Genomic DNA, 15360 nt, shown 5'->3' with positions numbered 1-15360 from the left:
CGGTACGACCCGGTGGGCCCCTTCCCGTGTCACGCCTCCCGCAGCGCCTTCGCGAGGGCGCCCTCGCCGCTCACCTCGACACGGCCGGCGCGGACGGCGCCGCGGAGGCTCAACTCCCCTTGCGCTATGGCCGTGCACGTCTCCGTGTCGAGGACGAGACCGGCGTCGGCCTCGACGGGGGCGACGCCGTCGCCGTACACCGGGCCCTCAGGATCGCCGACGTACAGGTGGAACTCGCCTTCGTCCAGGCGGACTTGGACGATGCCCTCGCCCTCCAGGGTGCGGGCAAGCGGGAGGGCGAACCAGTGGGCGCGGACCGCGTCCGTGGGGCGGCGCTCGCCCAGTTCACGCTCGCCCCACTCGCCGAGCGCCTGGAGGACGGGCAGCAACTCCCGGCCGCGCGGGGTGAGTTCGTAGACGTACGCCGCGCCGGGCGGGGGGAGCCTGCGGCGGGCCGCGAGGCCGTCGCGTTCCATGTCCTTCAGCCGGGAGGCGAGTACGTCCGTGCTGACGCCGGGGAGGTCGGCGTGCAGGTCGGTGTACCGGCGCGGGCCGGCGAGCAGCTCCCGGACGATCAGCAGGGTCCAGCGGTCGCCGACGACGTCGAGGGCGCGGGCGGCGGAACAGTACTGGTCGTAGCTTCGGCGAGGTGACATGCGACGCAGTCTAGACATGTTGTTGGACTTTCCAAGCTCACACTTGGTAAAACCAAGCAACACGAGTTCCCGGAGGGACGCATGGAGTTCCGGCAGTCGAACAAGCTCAGCGAGGTCTGCTACGAGATCCGCGGGCCGGTGATCGAGCACGCCAACGCGCTGGAGGAGGCGGGGCACAGCGTGCTGCGCCTCAACACCGGCAACCCCGCGCTCTTCGGGTTCGAGGCGCCCGAGGAGATCGTCCAGGACATGATCCGGATGCTCCCCCAGGCGCACGGCTACACCGACTCGCGGGGCATCCTCTCCGCGCGGCGCGCGGTGGCCCAGCGCTACCAGAACCTCGGCCTCGAAGTCGACGTGGACCGCGTCTACTTGGGCAACGGCATCTCCGAGCTGATCTCGATGGCCGTCCAGGCGCTGATCGAGGACGGCGACGAAATCCTCATCCCCGCCCCGGACTTCCCCCTCTGGACGGCCGTCACGACCCTCGCCGGCGGCAAGGCCGTGCACTACGTCTGCGACGAGGAGTCCGACTGGAACCCCGACCTCGCGGACATGGCGTCGAAGATCACCGACCGCACCAAGGCCGTCGTGATCATCAACCCCAACAACCCGACGGGCGCGGTGTATCCGAAGGAAGTCATCGAGGGCATCCTCGATCTCGCCCGCCGCCACGGCCTGATGGTCTTCGCCGACGAGATCTACGACCAGATCCTCTACGACGACGCCGTCCACCACTCCGCCGCCGCCCTCGCCCCCGACCTCGTCGTCCTCACCTTCTGCGGCCTCTCGAAGACCTACCGCGTCGCGGGCTTCCGCTCCGGCTGGCTGGTGGTGACGGGCCCCACCCAGCACGCCAAGAACTACCTGGAGGGCCTGACGATGCTGGCGTCCATGCGCCTGTGCGCCAACGCGCCCGCGCAGTACGCCATCCAGGCCGCCCTCGGCGGACGCCAGTCCATCAACGACCTCACCGCCCCCGGTGGCCGCCTCTACGAGCAACGCGACGTCGCCTGGCGCAAGTTGAACGAGATCCCCGGCGTCTCCTGCGTCCGTCCCAAGGGCTCCCTCTACGCCTTCCCCCGCCTCGACCCCAAGGTCTACCCCATCCACGACGACGAGAAGTTCGTCCTCGACCTCCTGCTCCGCGAGAAGATCCAGGTGGTCCAGGGCACCGGCTTCAACTGGCCCACCCCCGACCACTTCCGCATCCTCACCCTCCCGCACGCGGACGATCTGGAGGCGGCGATCGGGAGGATCGGGAGGTTCCTCAGCGGGTACCGGCAGTAGCGGCGTACGCCTGGAGGGCGGTTGTCAGACTCGCGTCGTAGCCTTCTGAGCAGGAGAGGAGGTGCGATGTGAGACGACCGCCGACGGCCGCGCAGCGGCGGGTGATCGAGGGGGCCGAGCCGGTCACCGGGCGGCTGAAGGGGACGGCCGCGCAGTTGGACGCGTTGGTGAAGCGGGGGCTGGCGTTTCGGCATCCTCGGGCGCCGCACGACTGTTTTCTGACTCCGGCGGGGCATCGGCTGCGGGAGGAGACGCCGGAGGCGGCGGCACCGGCCCCGGCTCCTGCGCCGCAGGCCGCCGACGGTGTCTTCGTCGCGCGGATCGGGGGTGAGGAGGAGGCCGGCGGGCCGTCGCGGACGCGGGAGGTGCACAGTGCGTGGCAGGGGCTGCTGGAGCTGCGGCGGATGACGAATCCGGACGGTGACATCGGGCGGCCGTGCGGGTGGGAGCGTACGCATCTGGTGCGGGCCGCCGCGCTGGCGCTGGAGGCGGCGGGGCAGCGGCCCGCGGGGGTGGATCGGGGCGACACCGGGTATCGGGTCCGCGCGACGCCTCAGCCGGAGGCGGTCGCCGTGTACGGGGCGGAACTCGCGTCCTGTGCGCGGGTGTTGGAGGCGGCCGGGTGGCAGGTGGGCGAGCACACCGAGGCACGGTCCCGGGAGCGGTGTCTGCTGGCATCGCCGAGGAGGAGGTGAGACCCTCCGCACACGAGGCCCAGCGCCACGCACCATGCGACGCCCCTCACCAGGCTCCCGCGCGACGCCCACACCGGGCCCGCGCAACAGCCCACACCCGGCTCCAGCCACAGCCCCTCGGTCAACGCCCTACTCGGGCCCTCCTGAACGCCCCCAGATGATCCCGCGCCCACTCCCGGTACGACCTCGCCGGGCGGCCCAGCAGGCGGGGGATGTCGCCGGTGACGACGGCGTTGCGGCCGTGGCGGACGTAGGCGGAGCCTTCGAGGACGCCTTGCACCACGGAGGGTCCCAGCCTCGGGACAGGAGGTGGGTGCGGGACTCGGCGGGGGTGAGGTCGCGGGTGGGGACGGGGTGGTCCAGGAGGGTGGCGAGGACGGCGGCCTGGTCGGGGATGCTCAGGGCCTGCGGGCCGGTGAGCGTGTAGGTGTGGTTCGTCAGGTGGTCCGCCAGGAGGAAGACGGCCGCCTCCGCCACGTCCTCGGGGGCGACGACGCCCCGGCGGCCGTCGCCCGTCAGGTTCAGGACGGGGTCGCCCGCCGTCCCCCGAGGGACGTCTTCGCGGAGGTGCCCGACCCGGCGACAACGATCCTGGTGCGGACCGAGGAGAGCGGCCGGGGTGACGTGCTCGTCGTCGGCCCACGCACCCACGCGACGTACCACACCGACCCGTACGACCGCCCGGTGTCCTGTCTGCGTCTGAGGCTCGCGCCGGGGACGGCCGCCCGGCCCCTGTTCGGCCTGCCCGCCGCCGAGTTGGTGGGCCGGACCGTCCCGGCGCGGGCCCTCCCGACCCGGCTCGCCCGGCACCTATCCCGCGAACTCGCCGCCGCCGAGCCGCAGGACGCCCCGGCCCGTCTCGCGGAACTCCTGCCACCGCCCCCGGCGGACCCCCGCGCGCGGCGGTCCACGCGCTCTCCTCCGCAGGCACCGTCCACGAGGTCGCCGCCCGTCTGGCCGTCAGCGAACGCCACCTGCGCAACCTCTTCGCCGAGGGCGTCGACCCCTCCCCCGAGCAGTACGGCGCCGGGTCCTGGCCCGCGCCGAGACCGCTCCCTGGGCCGAACTCGCCGTCGCCGGCGGCTACTACGACCAGTGGCACATGACGGCCGACTTCCGCGCGGTGATGGGCGTCCCGCCCGGGAGGTTCGTCATGGGACGGCTGCCGGAGGGGACGCTCTGCCGGGCGGCACCGCGAGGCTGAGGGGCCGAAGTTCGCCGAGGCCGGGGGCCCTCAAGCCGCCCGCGCACCACACCGAGGCCCCCCCGCAGGCGAGCCCCCTCACCCCGCCACGATCCCCGCCAGCCTCCGCGCCTCCTCCCGAGTCGCCCGCGCGATCGCCTCCTCGTCCACCGTCGACAGCCGCCCCTCCTCCACGATCTGACGGCCATTCACGAAGGAGGCCGTCACCGGAGCCGCCGCTCCGAAGACCAGCGCGGTCACCGGATCGGGGATCGAGGCGTGGGCCAGGGTGTCCATGCGCCACAGGACGAGGTCGGCCAGCTTGCCGGGCTCCAGGGAGCCGATCTCCCGGGCGCGGCCGAGGACTTGGGCGCCGCCGTGGGTGCCGAGGCGGAGCGCTTGGCGGGCGTTGAGGGCGGCTTCGCGGTGGGCGCCGAGGCGGTTGATGAGCAGCGCGTTGCGCAACTCCGTGTGGAGTTCGCCGGATTCGTTGGAGGCGGTGCCGTCGACGCCGAGGCCGACGGGGACGCCGGCGGCGAGCATGTCGGGGACTCGGGCGATGCCTGCCGCCAACCTCGCGTTGGAGGAGGGGCAGTGGGCGACGCCCGTCCCGGTGCGGGCGAACGCCGCGATGTCGGAGTCGTTCATGTGGACGCAGTGGGCCATCCAGACGTCCGGCCCCAGCCAGCCCGTGGACTCGAAGTAGTCGGTGGGGCCCATGCCGAACAGCTCGTGGCAGAACTTCTCCTCCTCGACCGTCTCCGAGCCGTGCGTGTGCAGGCGCACGCCGAGGCGGCGGGCCAACTCGGCGCCCTGGCGCATGAGTTCGGTGGAGACCGAGAAGGGGGAGCAGGGCGCGACGGCGACCTGGGTCATCGCGTCGAAGGACGGGTCGTGGTGGCGGCGTACCGTCTCCTCGGTGGCCGCGAGAGCGCCGTCGAGGGTCTCGACCGCGAAGTCCGGGGGGAGGCCGCCGGCGGACTCGCCGCGGTCCATGGAGCCGCGCGCGAGGGTGAAGCGGACGCCCATGTCGCGGGCGGCGCCGATGATCGCGGCGGAGAGGTCGCCGGTGCCGCGCGGGAAGACGTAGTGGTGGTCCATGGCGGTGGTGACACCGCCGCGCGCCATCATCGCGAGGGACCCCTCGGCGGCGGCGCGGACCATCGGCTCGTCGATGCGCGCCCAGGTCGGGTAGAGGGCGACGAGCCAGTCGAAGAGGTTGTGGTCGGTGGCCAGGCCCCGGGTGATCCACTGGTAGAAGTGGTGGTGGGTGTTGACCAGGCCGGGGGTGACCAGATGGCCGGTCGCGTCGATGCGGCGGACGACGTCCGCGAGGCCGTCGGGGGCCCGGCCCGCGCCGAGCGACTCGATGCGGTTGCCGTGCAGGACGACGTGGCCGCTCGCGTACTCGGTGTCGTCGGCGTCCACGGTCGCGATCGCCGCGTTCTCGATGACGATGCGCTGGGACATCGCAAAGTCCTCTCGTAAAAGGTTGCGCCCTAAAAATCAGAGGTTGGTGAGGTCGACCGGGATGCGCGCCTCGGCGCCGTCCCGCAGGATCGTCGCCTCTATCAGGCCGTAGGGGCGGTCGGCGGCGAAGTACACCTCGTTGTCGTTCTTCAGGCCGAACGGCTTCAAGTCCACGAGGAAATGGTGCTTGTTGGGGAGGGAGAAGCGGATCTCGGCTATCTCCGGCCGGTGTTCGACGACGCGGGCGCCCATCGCGTACAGGGTCTGCTGGAGGGAGAGCGAGTACGTCTCGGCGAACGCTTCGAGGATGTGCCGCCGCGTCTGCGCGTACGACTCCTCCCAGTCGGGCATCTCCCCTTCCCCGCCGGACCAGTCGACGCGCCAGCGGGCGGTGACGTCGGTCGCGAGGATGCGGTCGTACGCCTCGGGGAGGGTCGTGTACTGGTCCTTGACGTAGCCCCAGAACTCGGAGTTGGTCGAGTTGAGGACGGTGAGGTCCGTCAGCCCGGAGACCACTTCCCATGACGAGCCGTCGAAAGTGACCTGGGTCAGGCGGGTCTCCTGTCCCTTGCGGACGAAGGAGTGCTCCCCCTCCCCCGCGTTCGCGATCCGCTCCCAGGCGAACTCCTCGATCCGGACCCGGGCTTGGTGGATCGTCTCCTGCGAGGCGACGAAGTGCCGGGCGAGGTCGATGCCGAACTGCTCGGCGGAGTCGATGCCGTGCTCCTTGGCGAACGCGTACACCGTGTTCTTGGTGGTGTCGGTCGGCAGGACGCTGGCGTTGGAGCCGGAGTAGTGGACCTCGGTCATGTCGCCGCTGAGGGAGACGGAGACGTTGAGGTCCCTGATGTGGTGCGTGGCGCCGTCACGGACTATCCGCACGACGCGGGTCTCGGCCTTGCCGTACTGGTTCTGGCCCAGCAGTGCGCGGGTCATGGTCCTAGCTCCCTCGGTAGACGGAGTAGCCGAACGGATTCAGCAGCAGCGGTACGTGGTAGTGCTCGTCCGGCGCGACGGCGAACGCGACGGCCACCTCGGGGAAGAACGCGGTGCCGGTCTCGAAGACGGTGTCGGTCTCGAAGACGAGGCGGGCGTGCGTGGTGCCGGGCGGGAGCGGCGGGAGATCCTTGCAGCGCCCGTCGGCATCGGTGACCGAGGTGCCCGTCTCCCGCCAGTCGGCGTCGTCGGCCGTGCGGGCGGCGAGGCGGACGGGGACGCCGGGGGCCGGGCGGCCGGCGGAGGTGTCCAGGATGTGCGTGGACACGGTGCTGGTCATGCGGGGTCACCTTCGACGAGTCGGGCGAGTCTGATGCGGTTGATCCTGCCGAGTTCCCCGCGCGCGATCTCGCGTTCGCGCTCCGGCGTGTTCCCGATCCGCTCCCGGGCGGCGTCGCGCATCCGGGCGGCGGTGAGGCCGGTCGCGCAGATCAGGAAGACATGGCCGAAACGTTCCTGGTAGGCGAGGTTCAGTTCGAGCATCTCGGCCTTCAGCGCCGGGTCCGCGTCGGCCATCCCGCGCTGCTCGCGCGCGGACGCCGGGTCGCCGGGGCGGGGGCGGCCGATCGGGGGGTGCCCCGCGAACGCCGCGTCCAACCCGCCGTCGTCCAGGGCGAGTACGGCGGCCTCGCCGGCGTCGTACAGCTCCTCGGGGGTCATGTAGGGGCGGGCCGCCAGTACCCGGTCCGCCCAGGCCGGGGCGGCGCAGATCTCCCGGAGGGCGGCGTGGGCGGCCGGTTCGGGGAGGGCGTTGAAGCGGGCCAGGCCCGGGGGTGGGGGCGTCACGGCGTCAGCCAACCCCGTCGCACGAACGTTCGTCAACAGTTTGTTGAAAATTCTGGGTTACGCGCGCCCCCGGCACGCGGGCCGTCGGCGCGCCGGGCCCGGCGCGCCACCCCGGCCCCTTCGGCTCAGGCGCCCTTCTCCCGGTTCAGATAGTTGTAGACCGTGAACCGGCTCACACCGAGCGCGCTCGCGACCGTCTCCACCCCGTGCCGCACGGCGAACGCCCCCCGCGCCTCCAGGGTCCGCACGACCTCCTGCTTGGCCTTGCGATCGAGGTCTGCAAGCGGTTTCCCGAGTTTTCTCTCCATCGCGGCGAGGATGTGATCGAGGGAGTCGGCGAGCTGCGGAAGGCGTACGGCGACGGCGTCGGCGCCCGCCCAGGCGAGGACGACGTCGTCGGGACCGGCCTCGTCGGCCGGGACCAGCTCCCCGCCGATCGCGTCGACCAGGGGTTTCACCGCCGTGATGAAGTCACCGATGGTGGAGTCGGGGTCGCTCACGCCCCCTCCCCGGCGATCTCGCCGAGGACGTTGACCTGGAGCGAGACACGGGTGGCACCGGCCTCCAGCGCCTGGCGCAGTACGGCGTCCACGGCGCCGAGCACGGCGGACGCGTCCCCCTCGGCGGTGTTGCCGAACGGTCCGACGTCGACGGCGTCCAGCTCCGCCGCGTCCAGCGCCCGGCGGGCCGCGAGCGCGTGTCCGGGCACCTCGTCGAGGTCGAAGGGCTCGGTCGTGAACTCCACTCTCAATCGCACGCGCACAACCTAACGCGCCGCGCCGTCCGCGCGGCAGCCCTCACCTCGGCCGTCGGCGCCGGGCGCGCTGTTTCGGGGCCTTCGCGTCCCGGACGACGATGACGGGGGACGGGCCGGTGCGGCGGCCGGAGCAGCGGGGGCACCAGTAGCCCTCGCCGCCCTGGATGAAGATCCAGCCGAGTTCGGTGATGTGCGGGAACGCCGTCGTCGACTCGTGCAGGAGGTGGCCCGTGAAGTCCTTGTCGATGTCCGGGCGGGGCTCCGTGATGACCAGGTCGAAGACGGCGCGGGCGGCGCAGCCTCCTCGGTCGCAGCGGAGGTGGAAGCGGACGGGGCCGGGGGCTCTGCCGTCGGTCGTCAGGCTCATGCGTCCACTGTTCCGGACGGGGGCGGGGGCGCGCAGGGGGTTGCGGAAGCCGTCCGGAAACAGGGGCTCCGCATGCTCGCCGCCGCCGTGTCCCCCGCGCCCTCGGCATCTCCCTCGCTCCGCGTGCCCTCCCCGTCGGCCATGCCAGAATTGCTCTTCCGGCATACGGAACACACATCTGGGAGCGGCGATGGGCTTCGCGGACCGGCGGTACACCGTCAACGTGTCGATCCTCCACACCGACCGCCCCCTCCTCGACCGTCCGGCGGCCGTTGCCGCAAACGGTTTCAGCAACATCGAGATGTGGTGGCCGTGGCCCGACGAACCGACCCCGGCGCGCTCCGAACTGGACGCCCTGCGCGGGGCGATCGAGGACGCGGGCGTCCAGTTGACCGGGCTGAACTTCTACGCCGGACGGCTCCCCGGGCCCGACCGGGGCGCGCTGTCGGTCCCCGGCGCCGAGTCGGAGCGGTTCCGGGCGAACGTGGAGGTCGCCGCCGGGTTCGCGGGGTCGCTGGGGTGCGGGGCGCTCAACGCGGTGTACGGCAACCGGGTCGAGGGGGTGGAGCCCGGCGCGCAGGACGCGCTGGCGCTGGAGAACCTCGCGTACGCGGCGCGGGCCGCCGACCGGGTGGGGGCGGTGCTGCTCGTCGAGGCGCTCAACCGGGTCGAGTCGCCGAGATACCCGCTGCTGAGCGCGGAGGCCGCGGTGGCGGTCGTCGACCGGGTCAACTCCCTCACCGGGCTGGGGAACGCGCGGTTCCTGATGGACCTCTACCACCTCGGCGTCAACGGGGCGGACGTGCCGGCCGTCATCGACCGGTACGCCGGCGTCACCGGCCACGTCCAGATCGCGGACGCGCCGGGGCGGGGCGCTCCGGGAACGGGGACGCTGCCGCTGGGGGCTTGGCTGGATCGGCTCGCGGGGGCGGGGTACGAGGGGCTGGTGGGGCTGGAGTACAAGCGCGGGAAAGAGGCAGGGGAGTTCGGATGGTTGGCACGCTGATCGTGACTCACACCCACTTCAGAGAGCGTTCGGCACTGTCCAACAAGTCTTTATAGGTGAGCACTTCTACACGCGCGAGATGTGTATTGAACGTCCGAAGTGCCTCATTGATCTCTTCCTCGGGCACATCGGGATGAAGCCCGGGATGACCGACGAGCACCATGGCACTGGCACGTCGGGTCTCGATGCCGAATTCCTCGTGAATACGCTGTCGATGCTCGTCCAGTCCGACGAGGTAGTTGATCGCCTGCCCCACAGCGTCGTGCACAGGCGCCGCCGGGACCCACGCGCTGCGATGACGTTTGACTAGGGGTTCTTTAAGACTCATGGAACGCTTCAACTCCACAACGTGCAGGGCTCCATCCGCACGGATGAGAGGAATGTCCATCTCGTCACCTGGCACAAGCCGCCGATGGGCGGCCTCCCCTACATATCTGCCGCCAAAGATCCAATGATTGCCTCCGAGAGCTCGCTGAAGATCGGCTTCCTTGGCCGTACGGTCCTCGATGACAAGACGGAGAGTACGGAGACTAGCGGTGCGGCGCTGCAACTCGGCTGCTTGAAGCACCAGCCGTCCTTCCTTGTCAGCAGCTAGCACAGCAAGCGCCTCCGGAGAGACAGCGATCCGGCGAGCCGCCTCCTCAGGATGTTCGATCTCGATGCGGTCACTCCTCAGCAACCGTTCCATCCACAACGCGATCTCGGCCCTCCCTCTGGGGATCACATACCGGCCGGGCTGGTCCTCAGGCGCTTGGAGAAAGGCAGCATCCTCACCCTGAGCGCGGAAGTTCTCAAGCACTTCCTCGACGCTTGCTTCCGGATGTTCTCTCGCATAGGCGATGCCATGCTCGACGAGCCATCCGTGCATCGCTCGCAGCGAACTGGCCGTAAAATCACGGGACCGCTCGCTGCGCACCCCGTCCTGAAAGAGGCGGTAGCGCTCCGCGAAGTCCGCCTGGAGAATCCTCCCCTCCGCGTAGTCCAGCGAGTCCTGCAGCAATCGAACGACCTGCCATTCCTCCACCTGGGCCGCGACACCTCGGGCCGTCTCCAGTAGCCTCACAAGTTCCTTGCTCTGCCTGCGTCTGCGGCCGCTCCCACTGCGCATGTACGTAAAGACCGATTTCAGGGCTTTCCTCACCTCATCCTCAGCTGTCTCTCCGAGGACCTTCTTCAACTGCCATTCCAACGTCATGTCGCTTCGCGTAGCCATACACGCATAGTGCACGTGCCCACTGACAACCGCTCCAGCTGCCAAGCAGTCTGGATCTGCGAGCACATCAGGAGCCTGATACCAGCGCATAAATGCGTTACCGCACCGGTCGTAGCAGGGGTACGGCAACCTCAAATGTTGCTCTGAAGACCCGTCGGAGTGCTTCAAGTCGGGGTGAGGCAGGGCACATTGAGTGCATGCGGGGCCTGCCGGAACGGGGGCGGCGGGCCCCGTTCGGGGGACGGCTCCGCGGCCGGGGCACACGGGGGAAACCGGCCGCGAGCGCCGTACTCCGGAGCCCCCCCCCCGACGCCGGCTCCCGAGCGCCGCTATCCCCCGTACGTCTCCCGCAGTTCGATCTTCCGGACCTTCCCCGAGACCGTCATCGGGAACGACTCCAGGATCTGGACGCGGCTCGGGATCTTGTAGTGGGCGAGGCGGCCGGCGCAGTAGCCGCGGATGTCGTCCAGAGTCGGCGGGGCGGCGGGGTCTTTGGGGATGACGCAGGCGAGAACCTCCTCGCCGTACTTCTCGTGCGGTACGCCGACCACCTGGACGTCCTGGATCGCGGGGTGGCCGTAGAGGAACTCCTCGATCTCGCGGGGGTAGATGTTCTCGCCGCCCCGGATGATCATGTCCTTGATGCGGCCGACGATCTCGACGTACCCGTCCTCCCGCATGACCGCGAGGTCCCCGGTGTGCATCCAGCGGCCGGCGTCGACGGCATCGCCGGTCTTCTCGGGCTCGTTCCAGTAGCCGAGCATCACGCTGTAGCCCCGGGTGCACAACTCGCCCGCGCGGCCCCGGGGTTGGGTGACTCCCGAGACGGGGTCGACGATCTTCACCTCGATGTGCGGCAGGACCCGGCCGACGGTCGCGGTGCGGTGTTCGAGGTCGTCGTCGCGGCGGGTCTGGAGGGAGACCGGGGACGTCTCGGTCATGCCGTAGCAGATGGAGACCTCGGCCATGTGCATCTCGGTGACGACGCGGCGCATCACCTCGACGGGGCAGGGGGAGCCCGCCATGATGCCGGTGCGCAGGCTCGTGAGGTCGTACGCGGCGAAGTCGGGGAGGTTCAACTCCGCGATGAACATGGTCGGTACGCCGTAGAGGGAGGTGCAGCGTTCGTCCTGGACCGCGCGGAGGGTGGCGGCGGGGTCGAAGGAGCGGGCGGGGATGACGACGCAGGCGCCGTGGGAGGTGGCGGCGAGGTTGCCCATGACCATGCCGAAGCAGTGGTAGAAGGGCACCGGTACGCAGACCCGGTCCTGTTCGTCGTACCCGAGCAACTCGCCCACGAAGTAACCGTTGTTGAGGATGTTGTGGTGCGAGAGGGTGGCGCCCTTGGGGAAGCCCGTCGTGCCGGACGTGTACTGGATGTTGATCGGGTCGTCGCAGGACAACTCGGCCTCGCGGGCGAGGAGTTCGCCACGCGGTACGGCGCCGCCCCGGGCGGTGAAGCCGTCCCAGCCGGGGTCACCGAAGAAGACGGTCTCACGCAGGCCGGGGCAGCGGGGGCTCACCTCGCCGACCATCGCGCGGTAGTCGCTGCTCTTGTGGCTCACCGAGGCGAACAGCAGGGAGACGCCCGCCTGTTCGAGGACGTAGGCGACCTCGTGCGTGCGGTACGCGGGGTTGATGTTCACCATGATCGCGCCGATCCGCGCGGTGGCGTACTGGACGAGGACCCACTCCGGGGTGTTGACCGCCCAGATCCCGACCCGGTCCCCCGCGGCGACCCCGCTCGCGAGCAGCGCGCACGCCAACTGCTCGACGTCCGCCGCGAATTCGGCGTACGTCCAGCGCCGCCCCGACTCCACGTCCACCAGCGCCTCCCGCTCACCCCAACGGGCCACGGCCCGGCCGAGGTCGGCACCGACGGTGTGACCGAGGAGGGGGGTGGAGCCGGTGCCGTGGGTGTAGGAGACGGGGGGCGGGGAGGAGTGGGGGTGCGAGGCAACGGCCTCCGCACTCACGGGACTCGGCGCGACGGCCTCCGTCTCGGAAACACCCCCGGCCCCGGAGACGCCTCCCCCGCCGAAGGCCCCCGCCCTCACCGGAAGTCCTCCTCGCGGTACTCGTTCTCCGACCCCTCCGCCGTCGCCTCGCGAAGCTCTATCCGCCGGATCTTCCCGGACACGGTCTTCGGCAGCGGCGCGAACTCCAGCCGCTTGACGCGCTTGTAGGGGGCGAGGACCTTGCGGGAGTGGGCGAAGAGGGCCTCGGCGGTCTCCGGGCCCGGCTCCCAGCCCGCCGCGAGGACGACGTACGCCTTGGGGACGGCGAGGCGGACCTCGTCGGGTGCCGGGACGACCGCCGCCTCCGCCACCGCCTCGTGCTCCAGCAGCGCGCTCTCCAGCTCGAACGGGGAGATCTTGTAGTCGCTGGCCTTGAAGACGTCGTCGCTGCGCCCGATGTACGTGAGGTAGCCGTCCGCGTCGCGGGAGGCGACGTCGCCGGTGCGGTAGTAGCCGCCCGCCATCGCCTCGGCCGTCCGGTCGGCGTCGCCGTGGTAGCCGGTCATGAGGCCGACGGGACGGCTGGAGAGGTCGAGCGCGATCTCCCCCTCGTCCACGCCGGGCGCGCCGGAGACGGGGTCGAGGAGTTCGACCCGGTAGCCGGGGCTGGGGCGGCCCATGGAGCCCGTCTTGAGCGGCTGGCCGGGGGAGTTGGCGACCTGGACGGCCGTCTCCGTCTGTCCGAACCCGTCCCGGATGGTGAGACCCCAGGCGTGCCGTACCCGCTCTATCACTTCGGGGTTGAGGGGTTCACCGGCTGCGACGGCCTCCCGCGGCGGGGTCGCGAGTCCGCTCAGGTCGGCCTGGATCAGCATGCGCCACACGGTCGGCGGCGCGCAGAACGTCGTCACCCCGGCCCGGTCCATCTCCGCCATCAGCCGACTCGCGTCGAACCGGGCGTAGTTGAAGATGAAGACGGTCGCCTCCGCGTTCCACGGCGCGAACAGGTTGGACCAGGCGTGCTTGGCCCAGCCGGGCGAGGAGATGTTCAGGTGGACGTCGCCGGGCCTGAGGCCGATCCAGTACATCGTCGACAAGTGCCCGATGGGGTACGACGCATGGGTGTGCTCGACCAGTTTGGGGCGGGCGGTCGTCCCGGAGGTGAAGTAGAGCATCAGCGGGTCGTCGGCGAGGGTCTCACCGTCGGGGGTGAACTCGGCGGACGCGGAGTGGACGTCGTCGTACGCGTGCCAGCCATCGACCCGGGCGCCGACCGCGATCCTGGTGTAACGGCCGGGCACCTCCGCGAACTTGGGGGTGTCGGCGGAGCGGACGAGGACGTGCCGGACGCGGCCCCGCTCGACGCGGTCGCGGAGATCGGCGGGGCCCAGCAGGGGGGTCGCCGGGATGACGACCGCGCGCAGCTTCATCGCGGCGAGCGCGATCTCCCACAACTCGGCCTGGTTGCCCAGCATCACGAGCACCCGGTCCTCGGCGCGCACCCCGCGCGCGGCGAGCCAGTTGGCGACCTGGTCGGAGCGCGCGGACAACTCCGCGAAGGACAGCTTCCGTTCGGAGCCGTCCTCCTCGACGATGTGCAGCGCGGTGCGGTCGTTGCCGTCGGCGATCACGTCGAACCAGTCGAGCGCCCAGTTGAAGCGTTCGGGGCGCGGCCACTCGAACCCGGCGTACGCGGCGGCGTAGTCCTCGCGGCGGGCGAGCAGGAAGTCCCGCGCTCTGCGGAACGAATCCGTGACGGAACCGGCAGAAGTATCAGAGGGGTTGGAAGTGGCGGAAACCCGCACGGAATACGAATCCTTCGTCACCATCTGTACTCCTCTTGTCGACGGAGAGTGCCCCTCCGGTCCACTCCCCCTCCGTACCGGTCCATTGCCCGGCGGCACTCTGCCATCGTGTAATCCGTGATGCAGGTCTCACTACCCCCGAACGGGGGTGTGCGCGGCGGCGGAGCCGTAGAAAGAGGCGGGTGCAGGGTGGCAGCGGACGCGTCGGGAACGATGGAGATTCATGGCGCGCTCGCCCGGCTGCGGCGGACCACCGGCTTGCCGGTGGCGTTCGGCGGCCCGGTCGAGCAGGGCGGACGGCGGATGCGGATCACGGAGATGAGCGGCGCGGCGACCGCCTCTCTGCGCGGCCTCGCGGTGACGGCCGGGTACGGCCTCGGCGGCAAGACCCTGGCCCTGGCCCGGCCCATCGCGGTGAGCGACTACTCGGTCTCGCGGCAGATCAGCCACGAGTACGACATCGCGGTCGCCGAGGAGGGGCTGCGCTCGGTGGTGGCGGTCCCGATCGTGGTGCGCCGCCGGGTGCGGGGCGTGCTGTACGGGGCGCTGCGCACCGCGATGCCGCTGGGCGACCGGACGCTGGTCGCGGCGGTGGACGTGGCGCGGGACGTCGAACAGGCGCTGGTCGTGCAGGACGAGGCGCGGGCCCTGCTGGAGGCGGCGCGGCCCCGGCAGGAGCCCGGCCGGGAGGCGGAGACCGCGGGCTGGGAGCAGGTCCGTGAGGCGCACGCCGCGCTGCGCGCGCTGGCCCCCCGGATCACGGACCCACAACTACGGGCCGAACTTCTTGCCGCCTGCGGTCTGTTGACGTTGAGTACGGAGCAGGCGGAAACCGTAGAAAGCGGTACCGCACTCGCCCCGCGCGAGCTGGACGTCCTCGCCTGCGTGGCGGCCGGCGCGACCAACGCGCTGACCGCCGAGCGGCTCGGGCTGATGCCCGAGACGGTCAAGGGCTATCTCCGCTCGGCGATGCGCAAACTGGCGGCCAGGACCCGCGGCGAGGCGGTCGTGGCGGCCAGACGGGCGGGCTTGTTGCCCTGAGTGGGGAAGTCGGTTTCCGGACAGGAAGGGGTGGCCGGTGTGAACCATGGTGGACGGGAGGGTTCGCGCTGGTCAGGACCGCTCCCAGGGCTTGGCGTGGCCGAGAACCATTCAGATCGCCGGTTACTGAATTTCTC

General features: G+C 70.8%; 16 protein-coding genes. 4 read left to right on the top strand and 12 right to left on the bottom strand.

What is annotated here, in order from left to right; translation table 11 throughout:
- Positions 1-29 precede the first annotated feature (29 nt).
- Positions 30-656 (bottom strand): helix-turn-helix domain-containing protein, encoded by a 627-nt coding sequence (locus ABZX85_RS06320; protein WP_355862956.1) that lies wholly within the window; start codon positions 654-656, stop codon positions 30-32.
- A gap of 81 nt (positions 657-737) precedes the next feature.
- On the opposite strand from ABZX85_RS06320, the gene ABZX85_RS06315 reads away from it, so the two are divergent.
- Entirely contained in the window at positions 738-1946 is a 1209-nt protein-coding gene (locus ABZX85_RS06315) for a pyridoxal phosphate-dependent aminotransferase (protein WP_355862954.1), read from the top strand.
- A gap of 68 nt (positions 1947-2014) precedes the next feature.
- Complete coding sequence (locus tag ABZX85_RS06310) at positions 2015-2641, top strand: hypothetical protein (protein WP_355862952.1); 627 nt, start codon at positions 2015-2017, stop codon at positions 2639-2641.
- A 129-nt stretch (positions 2642-2770) separates the two neighbouring features.
- Here the strand turns inward: ABZX85_RS06310 and ABZX85_RS06305 are convergent, their stop codons facing one another.
- From ABZX85_RS06305 to ABZX85_RS06270, 8 genes are all read right to left on the bottom strand, one after another.
- Positions 2771-3292 (bottom strand): hypothetical protein, encoded by a 522-nt coding sequence (locus ABZX85_RS06305; protein ID WP_355862950.1) that lies wholly within the window; start codon positions 3290-3292, stop codon positions 2771-2773.
- A 631-nt stretch (positions 3293-3923) separates the two neighbouring features.
- Positions 3924-5294, bottom strand: a complete 1371-nt coding sequence (locus tag ABZX85_RS06300) for an 8-oxoguanine deaminase (RefSeq protein ID WP_355862948.1) — start codon at positions 5292-5294, stop codon at positions 3924-3926.
- Between the two features lie 36 nt (positions 5295-5330).
- Complete coding sequence (gene pucL / locus ABZX85_RS06295) at positions 5331-6230, bottom strand: factor-independent urate hydroxylase (protein ID WP_355862946.1); 900 nt, start codon at positions 6228-6230, stop codon at positions 5331-5333.
- A 4-nt stretch (positions 6231-6234) separates the two neighbouring features.
- Positions 6235-6570, bottom strand: coding sequence for a hydroxyisourate hydrolase (gene uraH, locus ABZX85_RS06290; protein ID WP_355862944.1), 336 nt, complete (start codon positions 6568-6570; stop codon positions 6235-6237).
- Entirely contained in the window at positions 6567-7076 is a 510-nt protein-coding gene (uraD, locus tag ABZX85_RS06285) for a 2-oxo-4-hydroxy-4-carboxy-5-ureidoimidazoline decarboxylase (RefSeq protein ID WP_355862942.1), read from the bottom strand. The genes uraH and uraD overlap by 4 nt, the downstream gene beginning before the upstream one ends.
- A gap of 125 nt (positions 7077-7201) precedes the next feature.
- Positions 7202-7576: a helix-turn-helix domain-containing protein gene (locus tag ABZX85_RS06280; protein WP_355862940.1), complete on the bottom strand. Its 375-nt coding sequence runs from the start codon at positions 7574-7576 to the stop codon at positions 7202-7204.
- Positions 7573-7833 carry a hypothetical protein gene (locus ABZX85_RS06275; protein WP_355862938.1) on the bottom strand — a complete coding sequence of 87 codons (261 nt, stop codon included), beginning with the start codon at positions 7831-7833 and terminating at the stop codon, positions 7573-7575. The genes ABZX85_RS06280 and ABZX85_RS06275 overlap by 4 nt, the downstream gene beginning before the upstream one ends.
- A 40-nt stretch (positions 7834-7873) precedes the next feature.
- Positions 7874-8200, bottom strand: coding sequence for a hypothetical protein (locus tag ABZX85_RS06270; RefSeq protein WP_355862936.1), 327 nt, complete (start codon positions 8198-8200; stop codon positions 7874-7876).
- A 190-nt stretch (positions 8201-8390) separates the two neighbouring features.
- Here ABZX85_RS06270 and ABZX85_RS06265 point away from each other — a divergent pair, with 190 nt between their 5' ends.
- Positions 8391-9206, top strand: coding sequence for a TIM barrel protein (locus ABZX85_RS06265; RefSeq protein WP_355862934.1), 816 nt, complete (start codon positions 8391-8393; stop codon positions 9204-9206).
- Positions 9207-9213: 7 nt separating this feature from the next.
- On the opposite strand, the gene ABZX85_RS06260 is transcribed toward ABZX85_RS06265, so the two are convergent.
- The 3 genes from ABZX85_RS06260 to ABZX85_RS06250 all read right to left on the bottom strand — a co-directional run bounded on the left by ABZX85_RS06260 (position 9214) and on the right by ABZX85_RS06250 (position 14206).
- Positions 9214-10401: a Shedu anti-phage system protein SduA domain-containing protein gene (locus ABZX85_RS06260; protein ID WP_355862932.1), complete on the bottom strand. Its 1188-nt coding sequence runs from the start codon at positions 10399-10401 to the stop codon at positions 9214-9216.
- Positions 10402-10748: 347 nt separating this feature from the next.
- Positions 10749-12395 carry an AMP-binding protein gene (locus tag ABZX85_RS06255; RefSeq protein ID WP_355863102.1) on the bottom strand — a complete coding sequence of 549 codons (1647 nt, stop codon included), beginning with the start codon at positions 12393-12395 and terminating at the stop codon, positions 10749-10751.
- A gap of 77 nt (positions 12396-12472) precedes the next feature.
- Positions 12473-14206, bottom strand: coding sequence for an AMP-binding protein (locus ABZX85_RS06250; RefSeq protein WP_355862930.1), 1734 nt, complete (start codon positions 14204-14206; stop codon positions 12473-12475).
- Between the two features lie 189 nt (positions 14207-14395).
- Between ABZX85_RS06250 and ABZX85_RS06245 the strand changes: the two genes are divergently transcribed.
- The gene (locus ABZX85_RS06245) at positions 14396-15223 is read left to right on the top strand and encodes a LuxR C-terminal-related transcriptional regulator (RefSeq protein WP_355862928.1); all 828 of its coding nucleotides are present in this window, start codon (positions 14396-14398) and stop codon (positions 15221-15223) included.
- The last annotated feature ends 137 nt before the right edge of the window (positions 15224-15360 follow it).

Source organism: Streptomyces sp. NPDC004539, assembly GCF_040610055.1.
Lineage (GTDB): Bacteria > Actinomycetota > Actinomycetes > Streptomycetales > Streptomycetaceae > Streptomyces.
This window is presented reverse-complemented; position numbering and strand designations above follow the sequence as displayed.

Excerpts from the sequence above, each read along its gene's own strand:
- ABZX85_RS06320 (WP_355862956.1), bottom strand. The coding sequence starts at position 656 with ATGTCACCTCGCCGAAGCTACGACCAGTACTGTTCCGCCGCCCGCGCC.
- ABZX85_RS06315 (WP_355862954.1), top strand. The coding sequence starts at position 738 with ATGGAGTTCCGGCAGTCGAACAAGCTCAGCGAGGTCTGCTACGAGATC.
- ABZX85_RS06300 (WP_355862948.1), bottom strand. The coding sequence starts at position 5,294 with ATGTCCCAGCGCATCGTCATCGAGAACGCGGCGATCGCGACCGTGGAC.
- pucL (WP_355862946.1), bottom strand. The coding sequence starts at position 6,230 with ATGACCCGCGCACTGCTGGGCCAGAACCAGTACGGCAAGGCCGAGACC.
- uraH (WP_355862944.1), bottom strand. The coding sequence starts at position 6,570 with ATGACCAGCACCGTGTCCACGCACATCCTGGACACCTCCGCCGGCCGC.
- ABZX85_RS06270 (WP_355862936.1), bottom strand. The coding sequence starts at position 8,200 with ATGAGCCTGACGACCGACGGCAGAGCCCCCGGCCCCGTCCGCTTCCAC.
- ABZX85_RS06265 (WP_355862934.1), top strand. The coding sequence starts at position 8,391 with ATGGGCTTCGCGGACCGGCGGTACACCGTCAACGTGTCGATCCTCCAC.
- ABZX85_RS06260 (WP_355862932.1), bottom strand. The coding sequence starts at position 10,401 with ATGACGTTGGAATGGCAGTTGAAGAAGGTCCTCGGAGAGACAGCTGAG.
- ABZX85_RS06250 (WP_355862930.1), bottom strand. The coding sequence starts at position 14,206 with ATGGTGACGAAGGATTCGTATTCCGTGCGGGTTTCCGCCACTTCCAAC.
- ABZX85_RS06245 (WP_355862928.1), top strand. The coding sequence starts at position 14,396 with ATGGAGATTCATGGCGCGCTCGCCCGGCTGCGGCGGACCACCGGCTTG.